This window comes from Deinococcus arboris (assembly GCF_009755355.1).
GTDB lineage: Bacteria > Deinococcota > Deinococci > Deinococcales > Deinococcaceae > Deinococcus > Deinococcus betulae.
Map to the genome: position 1 here is coordinate 1 of NZ_WQLB01000022.1, position 15,186 is coordinate 15,186.

Consider the following 15,186-nt stretch of genomic DNA (forward strand, 5'->3'; position numbering starts at 1 on the left):
ATCGGAGTCCGTATCAGGCACCGTCCGCCTGACCGAGACGCGGCCGACCGGCGCGCCGCCTGAACACCTCTGCTCTCGCCTGTATGGAACCGCTCCCGGCGCGGTTTTTTGCCGCTCCGTGTTAGGTTCAGGCCATGACGGTCAAGCGGCACAAGGGCGCCGAGGCGCCCACCTCTTCCCACAACTTTGAACATGCGCTGGTGCTGGAAACGGCGCGGGTCACCGAGGGCGCGGCGCTGGCCGCCAGCCGCCGCATGGGCATGGGCGACAAGAACGCGGTGGACGGCGCCGGCACCGAGGCCATGCGCCAGTTGCTGAACACCCTCGACATCCGGGGCACCGTGGTCATCGGGGAAGGCGAGATGGACGAGGCCCCCATGCTCTACATCGGGGAAAAGGTGGGCGCCGGGCAGTACGAGGTGGACATCGCCGTGGACCCCGTCGAGGGCACCTCGGTGACGGCCAAGGGCCTGCCCAACGGTCTGGCGGTCATTGCCCTGTCCGAACGCGGCGGCCTGATGCACGCGCCCGACTGCTACATGGACAAACTGGTGGTGCCGCCGCCGGCCGCCGGCAAGGTCAATCTGGAGTGGCCCGTAGAGGCCAACCTGAACGTCCTGGCCCAGAGCCTGGAACGCGACATCGAGGACCTGATGATCACCATCCTCGACCGCGAGCGCCACGCCGACCTGATTCGCCGGGTGCGGGCCGCCGGCGCCCGCGTGAAGCTGATCGGCGACGGCGATGTGGTGGCCAGCCTGCAGGTGGGCGTGCGCGGCACGGGCGTCCACGCCCTGATGGGGTCCGGTGGCGCGCCTGAAGGCGTGCTGTCCGCCGCCGCCATGAAGTGCCTGGGCGCCGAGATTCAGGGCCGCTTTATTGCCGAGGACGACGCCATGCGAGAGCGCTTCAAGACGATGGGCGTAGACGAGACCCGCGTCTATAAGACCCACGAACTGGCGCCTGGCAAGCAGATTGTCTTCAGCGCCACCGGCATTACCTACGGCGAACTGCTCAGCGGCGTGCGGCGCTTTGGCGGCGGGGCCAGAACACACACCCTGGTGATGGGCTACGCCACCCGCGTGGTGCGCTTTATCGACACCGTGCACCTGGAAGACGACGGCGCGCGGGTCACCGTCAGGATTTAAAGGCGGGAGGGCGTGCGGAGGGGCCAGGATGTTTCTGGCCCCTCCGCACGCCTCTCTTCAGTTCAGCCGCAGCCAGTAGTAGTCGTACTTGCCCAGAATCATGGCGTAGGGGTCTTCACCCACCGCCGGAAAATGGCTGCCTCCGGCCAGGGTCACGGGCATGCGTCCGGCGTAGGCGTGCAGGTCCAGCTTGACAGCCTGGGCGTTGGCGGCAAAGTTGCTGACAATCAGCAGCGTTTCGTCGGGGGTGGTGCGGGTAAAGGCCAGAATGGCCGGGTTGTCGGTGTCGATAAACTGCAACTCACCGTGGGCAAACGCGGGGTGGGCGCGGCGCAGTTCCAGCTGGCGGGCAGTCCATTTCAGCAGGCTGCTGGGGTCGCGCTCCTGGCTCTGCACGTTCACGCGGCCGTACCCGTACACCGGGTCGCCAATCGGCGGAAAGAAGCAGTGTTCGGGCGGGCAGGTCGAGAAGCCGCCGCTCATGCCGGCGTTCCACTGCATGGGGGTGCGGACGCCGTTGCGGTCAGCCAGCGAGAGGTCATCCCCCATGCCAATCTCGTCGCCGTAGTACAGGATGGGACTGCCGGGCAGCGCCAGCAGCACCGTGGTCAACAGTTCCACACGGCGGCGGTCATTGTCGAGCAGCGGGGCCAGGCGGCGGCGAATGCCCACGTTGATCTTCATGCGGGTGTCCGGCGCGTAGGCGGCGTACATGAAGGCGCGCTCCTCGTCGGTCACCATTTCCAGCGTCAGTTCGTCGTGGTTGCGCAGAAAGGTAGCCCACTGCCCAAACTTCGGAATCTGCGGCAGGCGGTCCATGATCTCCCGAATCGAGGTGGTGTCCTCTTTTTTCAGGCTCATGTACAGCCGGGGCATCACCGGAAAGTTGAAGCACATGTGGAATTCCGGCTCGGCATCGGTGCCAAAGTACTCCACGACTTCCTCGGGCCACTGGTTGGCCTCGGCCAGCAGCAGGCGCCCCGGATACTCCTCATCCACCAGGCGGCGCATCTGTTTGAGGATGGCGTGGGTTTCGGGCAGGTTCTCGCAGTTGGTGCCCTCCCGCTCAATCAGGTAGGGTACGGCGTCCACCCGGAAGCCGTCCACGCCCAGGTCCAGCCAGAACCGGGCCGCGCTCAGCAGTTCGTCCACCACGCGCGGATTGTCGAAGTTCAGGTCCGGCTGGCTGGCAAAAAAGCGGTGCCAGTAAAAGCGCCCACTCACGTCATCCCGCGTCCAGTTGCTCGTCTCGGTGTCGGTGAAGATGATGCGCGCGTCGGCGTATTCGGTGCCGGTGTCACTCCAGACGTAATAGTCGTGGTACTCGTTGGGACTGCCGTCGGGCAGGGTCGGGCCGCGCCGCGCCGCCTGAAACCACGGATGGTCCGAGGAGGTGTGATTGGTCACGAGGTCGCCAATCACCCGCAGGCCCCGCACATGGGCCTCGCGCAAGAAGACCTTGAAATCCTCCAGGGTGCCCAGGTCCGGGTGAATGCCGGTGTAGTCCGCCACGTCATAGCCGTCGTCGCGCAGGGGGCTGGGGTAGAAGGGCAGCAGCCACAGGCAGTCCACGCCCAGATTCTTCAGATAATCCAGCTTGCCGGTCAGGCCTGGAAAATCACCCTTGCCGTCACCGTTGCCATCGGCAAAGGTCCGGACCGAGAGTTCATAGAAAACGGCGCTCTTGTACCATTCGGGCGCGGCAACCTGGGTCATGCGGTCCAGTGTAACGCCGAATGGAATCGCTGCCACAGGTACAACATAGGACCATGCCCCAGCCTCTTGTGCGTCCGTTGACACCGCAGGACCGCGGCGCGGTCCTGCGCATTTTTCTGAGCAATGTACCGGACTTTTTTCTGCCCACCGAGCGCGCCGATTTCGAGACCGACCTGAACGAGACCCCGCAGTACCTCGTCGTAGAAGTGGGGGGCGAGGTGGTGGCTTGCGGCGGCGTGGCGCTGGAGGACGACATGCAGACCGGCTTCTTCGTCTGGGGCATGGTGGCGCGTGAGCGGCAGGGTCAGGGCCTGGGGACTGTGCTGGTTGAGGCCCGCCTGCGTCTGCTGCGCGACTTGGGCGCGCGCCGGGTCTGCCTGGACACCAGCCAGCTCACAGCGCCGTTCTATGAGCGGCTGGGCTTCGAGGTCCGGCAGCGCACGCCCGAGGGCTACGGGCCTGGCCTGGACCGCCTGGAGATGGAACGGGCACTCTAAGGGCACTGGATAACAACACCGGCAGAACAAAGCAAAAACCCACCCGAACGGGTGGGTTCTGACTGGCTGGGGCACTAGGACTCGAACCTAGATTAACGGTGTCAGAGACCGTCGTCCTGCCATTAGACGATGCCCCAACGCAACTCTGACTGCTGCCAAAAGCAGCGTCAGGGAGTATAGATGCCCGTAGCGGCAGGCGTCAAGGCTCACCCCCACCACCGGGCCAGCGCGGCCCCGGACTGATTCCACGTTAAAACAGCGCTGGACTGCGTTCAGAGCGCAGTTGGCGCGCTTCGCCAAACTCTGATACACTGAGGTGTTGCCGCGCCCGTTGCCAGGTCATGACCGTAGAGTCAGCTTCGCAAGGAGAGCAGGTATCAGGCCAGTGCAGGGGCCGCAGTGCCCCCGTGCTCAGGAGGACAGGAGTTCATGGAAGACAACACCCAGACCCCCGCCCAGCAAGGCGGGACTCAGCCCACGACGGGCACCACCCAGCCCAGCGCCCCCACCCCCGTGGAGGAGCGCGAGTACCCCGCGATGACCATGGAGGACATCCTCGCCAGTGAGGCGCAGGAGCCCCAGAGCGTCACGCGCGGTGACATCGTGGACGGCACCATCGTGTTCATTGGCCAGGAAGGCATTGCCGTGGACATTGGTGCAAAAGTTGAGGGCATCATTCCCCTCAACCAGCTCGGCGACGAGCCGGTCACGCTGGAGCAGGCCCAGGAGATGTACAAGGCCGGCGAACAGATTGAGGCCTACGTGGTGCGCGTTGACCTGCCCAACAGCCAGATTGTGCTGAGCAAGAAGCGTGCCGACCAGGACAAGGGCTGGCGCGTTCTTGAAAAGATGCAGGAACAGGGCGAGGCCTTTGAGGTCGAGGTGCTGGAAAAGGTGCGCGGCGGCCTGGTCGCGCAGGTTGAAGGCATTCGTGCGTTCCTCCCGGCCAGCCAGGTGGACACCCGCCGCGTCAACGACCTTGACCCCTACGTGGGCAAGCCGCTGATGGTCAAGCTCATTGAGCTGAACCGCAAGCGCAACCGCGTCATCATCAGCCACCGCGCCATTCTGGAAGCCCAGAAGGCCAAGGCCCGTGAAGAAACCGTGGGCCAGCTGGAAGCCGGCGCCCAGTTTGAAGGCGAAGTTGTGGAAATCACCGACTTCGGCGTGTTCGTGAACCTGGGCGGCATTGACGGTCTGGTTCACCGCAGCGAGCTGACCTACGGCCGCTTTAACCACCCCCGCGACGTGGTCAAGGTGGGCGACAAGGTGCAGGTGCAGGTCATGGATGTCGATGGTGGGCGCGAGCGCATCAACCTGTCCATGAAGGCCCTCACCCAGGACCCCTGGGAAGGCGCCACCGAGCGCTACAGCATTGGTCAGAAGGTCAACGGTAAGGTCACCAACCTCACCAACTTCGGCGCCTTCGTGGAGCTGGAGTCGGGTCTGGAAGGGCTGGTCCATGTCAGCGAAATGAGCTGGACCAAGCGCGTGCGTCACCCCAACGAGGTCATGAAGGAAGGCGACGAAGTTGAGGCCGTCATCCTGCGCATTGACCCCAAGGACCGCCGCATCAGCCTCGGGATTCGTCAGACCACGGACGATCCCTGGAGCGCGCTGCCTGACCGCTACCCACCTGGCACCCCCGTGAAGGGCAAGATCACTGGCATGACCGACTTCGGCGTGTTCATGGAGATCGAGGAAGGCATCGAGGGCCTGATTCACATCAGCGAACTGGACACCCAGCGCGTGAACAACCCCGCCGACCTGTTCAAGAAGGGCGACGAGATCGAAGCCGTCATTCTGAACATTGACCCCGTGGAGCAGCGTGCCAGCCTCAGCCGTCGCCGCTTCCTGGGTGGCGGCAGCGTGCCCGCCCAGCGCGACTACGTGTCGCAGGGTGGCGGCGCCCGCAGCGACCGCTACAGCAGCGGTGGCGGCCAGGGTGGCCCACGCGGCGCTGGTGGCCGTGGCGGTCGCCGTGGCGACGCCGACTACGCTTACAACGCCAAGGACGCCCAGCAGGGCGGGAAGATCAGCACCAAGCTGGGCGACGTGTACGCCGACCTGTTTGCGCAGTTTGGTCTGGGCAGCGACAAGAAGGCCGACACCCCCGAAACCGAAGGCACGGACGACACCCAGGGCTAAGCCCCAGGCAAGTTCAAGAACACCCCGAGCCAAAGCGGCCCGGGGTGTTCTTGCGTTTAGATGTGGAAGGCAGATAAGAGGGGCCGTGCCCCTTCGCAGTGAAGGTGAGAGCGTCTTTTGCAAGATCACTCCGTCCATTACGCTTACACGCCAGAAAAGAATCAGTCGGCCAATGCCAATCTCTTTACACATCTCCCCTATTTCGCAACGTTCCATCGTCGCTTGAATTCTCTATGCAGCAGAGGAGCCAGAGGCCGCGCTGTGCCTCCAACGGGTTTCTTATTGTCTCTAGGCAGAGCGAGGAGGCGTGACCGTCTCTCAAAAGGCGTCATCCTGTGCCTAGAGGGTGCCAAGAACAGGTTTGAAGTTCGCGGTAGAGACTTCGTAACGAGCAGAATGGGTGGGTGACGCGCCGAGGGTATCCGAGTGACGTCGATGACGACACGTATTTCTTTCTGCTCCCATATTTGCTGCTCAGTCCTGAAGACGCCAGACAACGGAAATATCCCATTCGAGACGTGCTGAACGCCCTGCTTTGGGTCGCGCGCACTGGCGCGCAGTGGGCGTATTTGCCCCATGACTTCCCACCGGCGCAGACGGTGCACCAACAGGCGCACCGCTGGTTTGAGGCCGCGTGTTTTCAGAGCGCGGCGCATGATTTGCGGCTGCTGTCCCGCGTGGAGAAGAGCCGGCATGGTGAGCCAACGGCGATCATCATCGACAGTCGCACACTCCAGAGCACACCAGAGAGCGGCCACCGTGCCGGCTTTGACGGCGCGAAGAAGCGCAGGGGCACCAAAGTCCATCTGGCCGTCGACACCCTGGGGCACGTCCTGGCGGTGCTCACCACACCGGCTAATGAGCAAGACCGAGCACAGGTCAAAGACCTGTGCCTAGACGTGCAGGAAGCTACAGGTGTGACGGTCCAAGTCGCCTTCGCCGATCAGCACCCAGACCGCTTTTGATGCCACCCAGGCCGGGGTTGAATTGATCGTCGTCAAGCGCCCCGAAGCCATCAAGGGGTTCGTCCTGTTGCCCAAACGCTGGGTCGTGGAGCGCTCACTGGCGTGGCTGTCGCGCTTCAGACGCCTCGGACGTGACCTGGAGCGCCTGTCGTCCACCCTGGTCGGCTTCCACATCCTCGCCGCCTGCGTTCTGCTCTGCAACAACTTAAAGCCCCTTTTTGCATAACGTTCTTGGCACCCTCTAGCTCAGCTGTATACCGCTTCAGTACAGACTGCGTCTCCTGCAAGGTCGTGTGCAAGAGCCAGCCTGTAAGACCCACGCTATCCCCTACCCCGGATGCCGCGCCGCAGCAAACGTCGCTTGGGCGCTGAAGTCACCGGGCATCTTCTCGTACTCGCCTTCAGCGTTGAGTTCCCAGGAGCCACGCGTGTCGGCCCACTCCGTGTCCAGAATGCTCAGAAAGGCCTCGCGGTGGCGGTCATCCAGCACCGGAGCAATCACCTCAACGCGGCGGTCCAGGTTGCGGCTCATCCAGTCGGCGCTGCCAAAGTACACTTCCGGGCTGCCGCCGTTACCGAAAGCGAAGACGCGGGCATGTTCCAGGTAGCGGCCCAGCAGGCTGCGCACCCGGATGGTCTGCGACTGTTCGGGCATGCCGGGGCGCAGGCAGCAGACCCCGCGAATAATCATCTCGATCCTCACGCCGACACTGGCTGCACGGTAAAGCGCCTCAATCAGGCCAGGGTCGGTAAGCTGATTGAGCTTGACGCGCACCCAGGCGTCCAGGCCATCGCGGGCGTGGGCGGCTTCCCGCTCCAGCAACGCCTCAAAGCCGGTGCGGGCCGTGTCAGGGGCCACCAGCAGGTGCGTGTACTCCGCCTCGGCGTAGCCGGTCAGGTGGTTAAACAGCTCGGCCACATCGGCGCCCAGATCGGGGTCGGCCGAGAGCAGGCTCAGGTCGGTGTACAGGCGTGCGGTCTTGGCATTGTAGTTGCCGGTGCCGATATGCACGTAGCGCCGCAAGCCGCCTTCCTCGCGCCGCACAATCATGGTGACCTTGGCGTGGGTTTTCAGGCCCGCCACGCCGTACACCACATGCGCCCCGGCCCGTTCCAACTTTCTGGCCCAGGAAATATTGCGCTGCTCGTCAAAGCGGGCCTTGAGTTCAATCAGGGCCACCACCTGTTTGCCGTTCTCGGCGGCAGCGCGCAGAGCCGACAGCAGGCGCGGGTCGTCGCCTGTGCGGTAGAGCGTCTGCTTGATGGCCAGCACCTGCGGGTCGCGGCTGGCCTCTTCCAGAAAGTCCAGAATGTTGGCAAAGCCGTCGTAGGGATGGTGCAGCAGCACGTCACCCTGACGAATGGTGTCAAAGATGCCGTCCTCTTCGTCACCATCCAGGTCCGGCACGGCGGGCGAGTACGGGGCAAAGGTCAGCTCCGGGCGCTTGACGGGCAGCCCCATCAGGTCGGCGGTGCCCAGCGGGCCTTCCAGGGTAAAGATGTCCTCGGAATCCAGGCGCAGGCGCTCTTGCAAGAAGGTAATCAGGGCGGGAGGCGTGTCGCGCATGACCTCCAGCCGCACGGCCGACCCAAAGCGGCGGCGGCGCAGGCCGTCTTCAATGGTGGCCAGCAGGTCCTCGGCTTCTTCTTCCTCGAACTCGTAATCGGTGTTGCGCGTCACGCGGAAGGCGTGGGCCGCCAGCACCTCACGGCCCTTGAACAGTTCCTCAATGTGCGCGGCAATCACGTCTTCAAGCAGGAGGACCGTGTCGGCAATGCAGACGGCGCGCGGCAGCACGCCCACCGGCACCTTTACGCGGGCAAATTCCGGCTCCTCGTCCTCGCCGGACGCCAGCAGCACCGCCAGATTCAGGCTGAGGTTGCTGAGGTACGGAAAGGGGTGGCTGGGGTCTACGACCAGCGGCGTCAGGACCGGCTGAATCTCGGCCAGGTAGTGCTCGCGCAGCTGCGCGCGGGCCCGGCGGCCCAGCTCTGAGGTCTTGGCCAGCTTGACGCCCTGCCGGTTCAGGTCGCGCAGGGTCCGGCGGGTCGCGGTCTCGATTTCGCGCAGCATGGCCTGGGTCCGTTCACGCACCAGGGCCAGCGTTTCGCGGGGCAGCAGGCCGTCGGGGCCGGGGGTGTTCACGCCCGCCGCAATCTGCCGGTGAACCCCCGCCACGCGCACCATGAAAAACTCGTCGAGGTTGCTGCCGCAGATGGCGGCGTATTTCAGGCGCTCCAGAGGTGGATTGCGCTCGTCGCGGGCCTCGGCCAGCACCCGCTCGTTAAAGGCCAGCCAGGACAGCTCGCGGTTCAGAAACTCGCTCTGGGCATTGGCGACGGTGCTGTGCGTCCTGGGTGCCGCTGGCCTCTCCTGCGCGGGCGACGCACCGGCCGCCTTGGCCGTTCGCCGCCGACGGGCAGCAGGCACAGAGGCGGAGGGCGACGCGGGACGCTCGGTGTTCTTGGGGGGCACAGTGACAGACTCCTTGGGACAAACTCCACGGGGCAGTAGAGGGCACGACGGTCAGGTGAACGTCAACGCCCAGGGTATACCAGCGCGGCGGCGGCGCCGCCCAGAGTCAAGGTTCGGCCTGAAGAGACGACAGGCCCTGCATGGTGGCGGAAAATGCCCGCGCGCCCTCCTGCAAAGCCGCCAGCCAGCGGGGCAGCGCCGCGCAGAACGCCGCCGGGGTGTCATATAGCCCTTCAACGCTGGCCCAGACCTCGCTGTCAGCGGTGTGCAGCTTGACCAGCTTGGCTGTGCGGTTAACCTCGTCGCAGGCGTACAGCGCCGCGCCGTGATCCTCATCGGTGGTCAGGGGCCACAGCCCAGGCCGCAGCAGGTGGTAAAACACCTCGTCCCCGGCCTGAGGCAGCAGAAAATACTGTTCCCCCTCAAACGCCAGGGACAGACCCCACTCGCCCTCGGCCTGCACCGTAAAGCCCTGGCCACGCAGCAGGTCAGCTACAGTCGGCGCCGGCAGGGTGGCCTGCTGACCACTGGCCGCGCGGCGCGTCATGCCTTCACCCGGCGTCGGGCCCGGCGCCGCAGCGGTCGCCCGTCCAACGAGGCGGCCTGGCTCTGGTCTGCACGCGCCGACAGGGCCGCCAGCGTCACCCGCCGGGGCCGCAGTGGCGTCAGGAGCGGTGGGTCGGGGGCCTTCGACTCCCGCAGCGTGGGCACGAGAGGCGCCGCCTGCTCTGGTTCGCCAGGTGCGGGCTTGCGTTTGGTCTTTTTCTGCGGGCGTTCCAGCATGTGGCCCCCTGCGGCACGGTGAAGTGCCCCCAGTGTACGCCCTGGCCGTCAGGCACACGGCGGCCAGACTGGCTGAGGAGGCATTGGCCGGCTATGCCAGTTTTCGCAAGCGGGCGCTGTCTTTGGACTGTGTGGCAATTCCAGTCAAGAGCAGAAGGGGCTCTGCTGATGGCAACGCCCGCTGGGCACCAGCGTTCCCACCGGCCCACTTCTTCCCCGACTCGGTCCTCGCCGCAGCGACCGGAGGCCGCACCTCCTCTCCGATTGACAACCTCTCTCAGGCTGATTCCAGCGGCGCCACGTACACCTGACCGTCCTCCAATTCAGTGCGGTACAGGCGCACGGGCTTGACGGCGGGCAGCGTCTTGGCCTTGCCCGTGCTTAACTCGAACTTGGCACCGTGCTTTTCGCAGGTGATGCGCCCCGCGCTGACCTCGCCGCCCAGCAGAGGGTAATCCTTGTGGGTGCAGTTGTTGCGCAGGGCGTAGTACTGGCCTTCAAAGTTCACCACCACCACGCTGACTCCACCCACCAGGACCGCAACCTGACTTCCTTCGGGGAGGTCAGTCTGCTGGCCCACCAATACGCGCTCACTCATGAGGGCCGAGTCTAGCGCGCAGGGCGGCGCTACAGGCGCTACACCCCGCAGCCGCTCTCTAAAGGCGTTTGGCGCAGGCCAGACGGCTTCCATTCGGCCACGCCGACCCCCACCCCTTCGTAATAGGCGGCCTGAACGGCAATCTCCATGCGGCTGTCGCCGTTCAGGTCAGCCAGCCCAACCAGCCGGTAGAGATTGGCCATCGGCATAGGCACGTCGCTGCCAGGGTCCCAGGGCTTGAGCGGCGCCACATGCGCCCCCAGCGTAACGGTCTTAACCCCACTGCCCGCCACATGCCGCAGGAGCAGCAGGCTGTAGTCACCTGGCTGGCCCACGGGCGGCGGAGACTCACTGCTGCGCTCGGCAAAACGGCTGGCCTCAATGATGACCTCCTGGGTGCCGTTGCCATCCACGTCGGCGCGCACCAGCCGGGTGATGCGAACATTCGGGTTCTGAAGGCCCCGCCGCACCAGTTCGGCACGGACGAGGCTGGCGTAGACCGCATTGGTGTTGGGCAGCACCGTGACAGGCCGGGGCTGCGCCCGCATGCCACCAGCGACAAACAAGGTAGACAGCGCCAGCTGCGCGGCGGGCCGCACGGCCACCTCTGAAGCCCATTCGCAGGGAGAATCCAGCGTGGCCGGCTTCTGACCCCTCACCGTCTGCGGCGCCTGCCCCAGCGCCAGGCGGGTGTAGGTTTCCTGGCCCGTCAACCGGGCGCGGGCAGCGTCAGGGTCTAGCCAACGGTCCCCTGCCCACGCCCCCAGAAAATACGGCGTAGCCTGGCCCGGCAGAGCCGCCAGAACCGGATACACCTTGGCCACCGGCGCAGCAGTGGCCGGCAGCAACAGCAGCAAAGCAGGAATCAGCAGGCGCATGGCCCAGCCTACGGCCTGCGCGCCACCAGAAAGCTGAGGAGCAGCGGCAAGCTTCTTATTAATCGGCTGGGCGAGAGGCCAGAGACAGGCCGCGCAGGCAGCAGTGTCCCAACCACCTCAGCAGAGTCTTCCATAGCGGTTTCAACGGGACAGACGGTCCTCTGCTCCAATCTGCTGAACAGTGATGCGGTTGCCCCAGGGATCACGCAGCCGCAGCACATCGGTCTCTTCTTCCAGCTCTGCCCGGCCGCTCAGATGGGCCCGCAGGGCAGTCAGGTCTGGCGTCTGGACCGTGAGGCCCGCCAGACCTGCGGCCTCGGCCGTCGGTCGGGGTTGCCCCACCGTGTGCCACTCGTTGAGGCCGATGTGGTGGTGATAGCCGCCCCACGACAGAAACGCCGCGCTGCCCATATCGGCCACCAGGTCCAGGCCCAGCGTCTCGCCGTACCACGCCGCCGCCTGCGCCGCGTGGCCGACCTTCAGATGAACGTGCCCAATGGCGGTGCCGGCCGGCGCAGCGTAGGGGTCGTCAGTGAGGTGGCGGGGGTCCAGGCCTGCGGCCGCCAGCACCGCTGCCGTGTCCACCGCCTGCGTGCCCATCTGCACCTGACCGCCTTGCCACACCCAGGTATCGCGCGGCCGGTCTGCATAGACCTCAATGCCGTTGCTCTCGGGGTCCTGAAGATAAAACGCTTCACTGACGAGGTGATCGCCACTGCCAATCCGCAGCCCCAGACCCGCCGCGTGCGCCAACCAGCGGCCCAGGTCAGCGCGGGTGGGGAGCAAAAAGGCGGTGTGATAGAGCCCCGGCCGGCTGACCGGCGCGGGCGGCCACTGCGGCGCCGCCTGGAGGTGCAGCAGCGGCGTGCCCTGGGCACTGAGCACCGCGCGCTGGGCGCCCAGCCAGCTCACGCTGAGCCCCAAGAGGCGCTGGTAGAACGCGGCCAGGCCCTGAAGGTCACGCGCCGCCAGTTCCACTGGTCCCATGTGGGTTGAGGAAGCAAGAACAGAAGTCATAGGCAACAGCATGACAGCTTAGGTTTAAAAAATCAACTGATTTATTTTCTAAAAGATACTTTTGAGGCTTTGAGTTGCTCTCAAAGCCTCTTCGGCTTCTAGCTTCACCCCACTTTTCGCCTCTCCCTCTAAAGAAGGATGCTCGGCAGCCCGGTGAGGTATTGACTCAGGTGAGTCACTTACACATCGAGAGAGTCTTGGAGGTTTTTCATGGTTCAGTCCACCTTTGCTGCCGTTCTGGATGCTCTACATGACCTTGCCCGTCTGGCCCTGCCTGCTGGACTGCTGCTGGGCACGCTTCTGATTGCCCTGCTGCTGCTGAGCCTGCTGGACCGGTCCCGCGCCCGCGCCGCGCTGAGTTGGCTGGCGGTTCAGGCGCCGCAAATCGCCGCGTGGAGCCTGGTGGCCCTGGCCCTGGGCGCGGGGCTGCTGGCCGTGACGGTCACGCGCCGCGCCGTGGACACCCGCCTCAGCGCCCAGCAGAGCGCACGCTACGCCAACGCCGCCGACCCGGACGGCGGGCAAACCGCCCAGCGGGCCCCCAGCGCCGCGCTGCTGGAAACCCGCACCTACACCCGCAGTCTGGCCCTGCCACGCGACGTGGTGACCCGCATAGGTGTGAATGACGGCTGGACCCAATTGCTGCCGTATCTGGGAGGTGCCGCTGGCAGCGTGCAGGATCTGCAGGAAGGTTTTACGCGCCAGGGCGAGACCCTGACCTACAGCCGGGCCGTCACGCTGCTGACCGAACGGCCCGTAGACCTGGACCGGGCATCCATCCGGGCCAACCTGGCTTTCACCGACCCGGCTGGTGGGCGTGCCAGCTTTTACAACGCCACCTTTGACGCGACCTATGCCTTCACCAATCCACTGGACGAGGCCGCCACCATGCGCTTTTTCTTTCCCCTGCCGCAGGGGAGCGGCACCCTGAGCGGCTTTCAGTTCGTGGTGAACGGCACACCGCTGCGGCCAGGCACCGCGCTGGAGGGCGCGGCTTGGGAAGGAGAGGTTCCGGCGCGGGGCACAGTCAAGGTGCAGGTGCGTTACGCCCACCAGGGCGCGCGGGCCTGGAGCTATGTCCTGAGCCGCCGCGAGGCCTTGCGCGACCTCGACCTGACCCTCACCACCAACCGGCCAGCCAAATTTCAGCGGTACGCGCTGTTCCCGACATCCCAGACCCGTACAGCGCTGGGCAGCCAGCACACCCTCCGCTGGCGACTGACCGACGTAATTACCGCACAGGACGTGGCGGTTGTGTTTACTGGCGGCAACCTGCGGGAGACGCTGCATAAGGTGCATCTGGGACAGACAGCGGCCCTGGGTCTGGCCGCGCTACTGTGCGTGTTGTGGGCACTGACCCGGCGCCTCCCGCTCCGGCCCCTGACCCTGACAATGAGTCTGCTGGGGCTGGCACTGGGCTTTGTGCTGGGCGGCGTGCTGACGGCCTATCTGCCCCCGCTGCTGGCCGAGGGGGCAGGCAGCCTGACTGGCCTGGGGCTGGCCTGGCTGCTCCTTTCACCTGCGCATCGACGGCACCTGCGAGTTCCCCTCGTCCTGTGCGCCGCGCTGCCACTAGCCTTTCTGAGTGGCGGGCACGCAGGCTTGTTGGTTACAGCGCTGGCTACGCTGGCCTTGCTGACGCTGCAGTGGCCAGCAAGGAAGGTCAGAGCAGCATAAAAGAAGGGCCGGTCTGGACACTACCCAGGCCGGCCCCTGCTTGCATTTTTTATTGACTCAGCTGCCCGATGATGCTGAACATCGGCAGGAACATCCCGGCCACGATAACGCCTACGATGCCCCCTAGAAACACAATCATGATTGGTTCAATGGCGGCGGTCATACCGTCGACGGCCTCATCCACTTCTCGGTCATAGAAGTCACCCACCTTATTCAGCATGTCGTCCAGCGAACCGGTTTCTTCACCAATACTAATCATGCTGACCACCATTGGAGGGAAGACTTTGCTGGTGGCCAAACTGGAACTCATCTGTTCGCCGACCATCACCACATTTTTAGCGTTTTCAATGCTGTCTTCCACGATAGCGTTGTTGGCAGTGCCCTTCGTGATTTCGAGACTCTCAATTATATTCACACCGCTACTAATCAGCAATCCAAAGGTCCGAGCGAATGAGCTGATAGCACTCTTTTGAAGCAAATTACCTAAAATAGGCATCCTGAGTTTAAGATCATCAATAACAACGCGCCCCTTAGGAGTCTTATAATATGCGCGGTATGCAAAGACAACGGCAGCCACGATAACAAAAATGAGCAAGCCCGAGTTCCTCAGGAAGTCCGAAACTGCCATCAACACCCGCGTAATCAGAGGGAGTGGCGCATTCAGCTGTGCCAGAATTCCCGCAAACTGCGGGACAATAGTTGTCAAAAGAAAATAAGTAATAAGAACAGCGAAAGTGAGTACGACAACCGGGTAAGTCAAAGCACTTTTAATTTTACCGCGTAGAGCCAGCTCCTTTTCCTGAAAAGCCGAAATCCGCTCTAACACCGTATCCAACGTGCCGCTCGTCTCGCCAGCACGTACAAGGTTCACGAATAGACGGTTAAAAATCCTGGGATATTTGACCAATGTTTCGCTTAAGGGCGTCCCAGATTCAACATCCGTACGCATCTCTTTGACAACGCCCTGAAAGCCCTTATGTTCAATTTGCTTTTGTAGAATAGCCAGTGACTGCACCAACGGTACCCCAGCATTGATCAGGGTAGCCAGCTGCTTGCTGAAAATCGCCACCTGCTTGAGGTTAGGGGGACGATTGTCCAGAAAAGGGATCTTGATGTCAGCATTCAAACCACCTTTAGGCGGCTTGATTTCGACAATCATCAGGTTCTTGGCACGCAGGGCGTCGCGCACCTGGGTGGCCGTCTCGGCTTCCATCTGGGATTTCAGCACCTTGCCGGAGCGGTCACGCACGCGGTATTCAAAGACGGGCATACTGAAACAGTAT

Annotated in this window: 12 protein-coding genes, 1 tRNA gene and 1 pseudogene; 5 read left to right on the forward strand and 9 right to left on the reverse strand. The window is 64.0% G+C overall.

Annotated features, from left to right (window positions below; genetic code table 11):
• The first annotated feature begins 134 nt into the window (after positions 1-134).
• Positions 135-1,148, forward strand: coding sequence for a class II fructose-bisphosphatase (glpX, locus tag GO986_RS14770; RefSeq protein WP_157460080.1), 1,014 nt, complete (start codon positions 135-137; stop codon positions 1,146-1,148).
• 57 nt (positions 1,149-1,205) lie between these two features.
• On the opposite strand, the gene treS is transcribed toward glpX, so the two are convergent.
• On the reverse strand, positions 1,206-2,864 hold the full coding sequence (gene treS, locus GO986_RS14775; RefSeq protein WP_157460081.1) for a maltose alpha-D-glucosyltransferase: 1,659 nt from the start codon (positions 2,862-2,864) through the stop codon (positions 1,206-1,208).
• A gap of 53 nt (positions 2,865-2,917) precedes the next feature.
• Between treS and GO986_RS14780 the strand changes: the two genes are divergently transcribed.
• Positions 2,918-3,361, forward strand: coding sequence for a GNAT family N-acetyltransferase (locus GO986_RS14780; RefSeq protein ID WP_157460082.1), 444 nt, complete (start codon positions 2,918-2,920; stop codon positions 3,359-3,361).
• Between the two features lie 63 nt (positions 3,362-3,424).
• Here GO986_RS14780 and GO986_RS14785 read toward each other — a convergent pair.
• Positions 3,425-3,498: transfer RNA gene (locus tag GO986_RS14785), tRNA-Gln, on the reverse strand.
• A 292-nt stretch (positions 3,499-3,790) separates the two neighbouring features.
• Between GO986_RS14785 and GO986_RS14790 the strand changes: the two genes are divergently transcribed.
• Together GO986_RS14790 and GO986_RS14795 are read left to right on the forward strand one after the other, a co-directional pair.
• On the forward strand, positions 3,791-5,509 hold the full coding sequence (locus GO986_RS14790; RefSeq protein WP_157460083.1) for a 30S ribosomal protein S1: 1,719 nt from the start codon (positions 3,791-3,793) through the stop codon (positions 5,507-5,509).
• Between the two features lie 404 nt (positions 5,510-5,913).
• Positions 5,914-6,700: pseudogene (locus GO986_RS14795) on the forward strand (IS5 family transposase).
• A 102-nt stretch (positions 6,701-6,802) separates the two neighbouring features.
• On the opposite strand, the gene ppk1 reads toward GO986_RS14795, so the two are convergent.
• The 6 genes from ppk1 to GO986_RS14825 form a co-directional block, all read right to left on the reverse strand.
• Positions 6,803-8,905, reverse strand: coding sequence for a polyphosphate kinase 1 (ppk1, locus tag GO986_RS14800; protein ID WP_224575968.1), 2,103 nt, complete (start codon positions 8,903-8,905; stop codon positions 6,803-6,805).
• Positions 8,906-9,056: 151 nt separating this feature from the next.
• Positions 9,057-9,497, reverse strand: coding sequence for a hypothetical protein (locus GO986_RS14805; protein ID WP_157460085.1), 441 nt, complete (start codon positions 9,495-9,497; stop codon positions 9,057-9,059).
• Positions 9,494-9,733 carry a hypothetical protein gene (locus tag GO986_RS14810; protein WP_157460086.1) on the reverse strand — a complete coding sequence of 80 codons (240 nt, stop codon included), beginning with the start codon at positions 9,731-9,733 and terminating at the stop codon, positions 9,494-9,496. Before GO986_RS14810 ends, GO986_RS14805 begins: the two co-directional genes overlap by 4 nt.
• Positions 9,734-10,010: 277 nt before the next feature.
• Positions 10,011-10,331, reverse strand: a complete 321-nt coding sequence (locus tag GO986_RS14815) for a Rieske 2Fe-2S domain-containing protein (protein ID WP_157460087.1) — start codon at positions 10,329-10,331, stop codon at positions 10,011-10,013.
• A 38-nt stretch (positions 10,332-10,369) separates the two neighbouring features.
• On the reverse strand, positions 10,370-11,209 hold the full coding sequence (locus tag GO986_RS14820; RefSeq protein ID WP_157460088.1) for a hypothetical protein: 840 nt from the start codon (positions 11,207-11,209) through the stop codon (positions 10,370-10,372).
• Between the two features lie 141 nt (positions 11,210-11,350).
• Entirely contained in the window at positions 11,351-12,226 is an 876-nt protein-coding gene (locus GO986_RS14825; protein ID WP_157460089.1) for a VOC family protein, read from the reverse strand.
• A 210-nt stretch (positions 12,227-12,436) separates the two neighbouring features.
• Here GO986_RS14825 and GO986_RS14830 point away from each other — a divergent pair, with 210 nt between their 5' ends.
• The gene (locus GO986_RS14830; protein ID WP_157460090.1) at positions 12,437-13,903 is read left to right on the forward strand and encodes a hypothetical protein; all 1,467 of its coding nucleotides are present in this window, start codon (positions 12,437-12,439) and stop codon (positions 13,901-13,903) included.
• 49 nt (positions 13,904-13,952) lie between these two features.
• On the opposite strand, the gene pilC is transcribed toward GO986_RS14830, so the two are convergent.
• Positions 13,953-15,173 (reverse strand): type IV pilus assembly protein PilC, encoded by a 1,221-nt coding sequence (pilC, locus tag GO986_RS14835; protein WP_157460091.1) that lies wholly within the window; start codon positions 15,171-15,173, stop codon positions 13,953-13,955.
• Positions 15,174-15,186: the final 13 nt, after the last annotated feature.

Bases quoted from the DNA above. Each gene is read 5' to 3' on its own strand.
- GO986_RS14830 (WP_157460090.1), top strand. From the start codon at position 12,437: ATGGTTCAGTCCACCTTTGCTGCCGTTCTGGATGCTCTACATGACCTT.
- GO986_RS14805 (WP_157460085.1), bottom strand. From the start codon at position 9,497: ATGACGCGCCGCGCGGCCAGTGGTCAGCAGGCCACCCTGCCGGCGCCG.
- GO986_RS14780 (WP_157460082.1), top strand. From the start codon at position 2,918: ATGCCCCAGCCTCTTGTGCGTCCGTTGACACCGCAGGACCGCGGCGCG.
- GO986_RS14810 (WP_157460086.1), bottom strand. From the start codon at position 9,733: ATGCTGGAACGCCCGCAGAAAAAGACCAAACGCAAGCCCGCACCTGGC.
- pilC (WP_157460091.1), bottom strand. From the start codon at position 15,173: ATGCCCGTCTTTGAATACCGCGTGCGTGACCGCTCCGGCAAGGTGCTG.
- treS (WP_157460081.1), bottom strand. From the start codon at position 2,864: ATGACCCAGGTTGCCGCGCCCGAATGGTACAAGAGCGCCGTTTTCTAT.
- GO986_RS14790 (WP_157460083.1), top strand. From the start codon at position 3,791: ATGGAAGACAACACCCAGACCCCCGCCCAGCAAGGCGGGACTCAGCCC.
- GO986_RS14820 (WP_157460088.1), bottom strand. From the start codon at position 11,209: ATGCGCCTGCTGATTCCTGCTTTGCTGCTGTTGCTGCCGGCCACTGCT.
- GO986_RS14825 (WP_157460089.1), bottom strand. From the start codon at position 12,226: ATGACTTCTGTTCTTGCTTCCTCAACCCACATGGGACCAGTGGAACTG.
- glpX (WP_157460080.1), top strand. From the start codon at position 135: ATGACGGTCAAGCGGCACAAGGGCGCCGAGGCGCCCACCTCTTCCCAC.
- GO986_RS14815 (WP_157460087.1), bottom strand. From the start codon at position 10,331: ATGAGTGAGCGCGTATTGGTGGGCCAGCAGACTGACCTCCCCGAAGGA.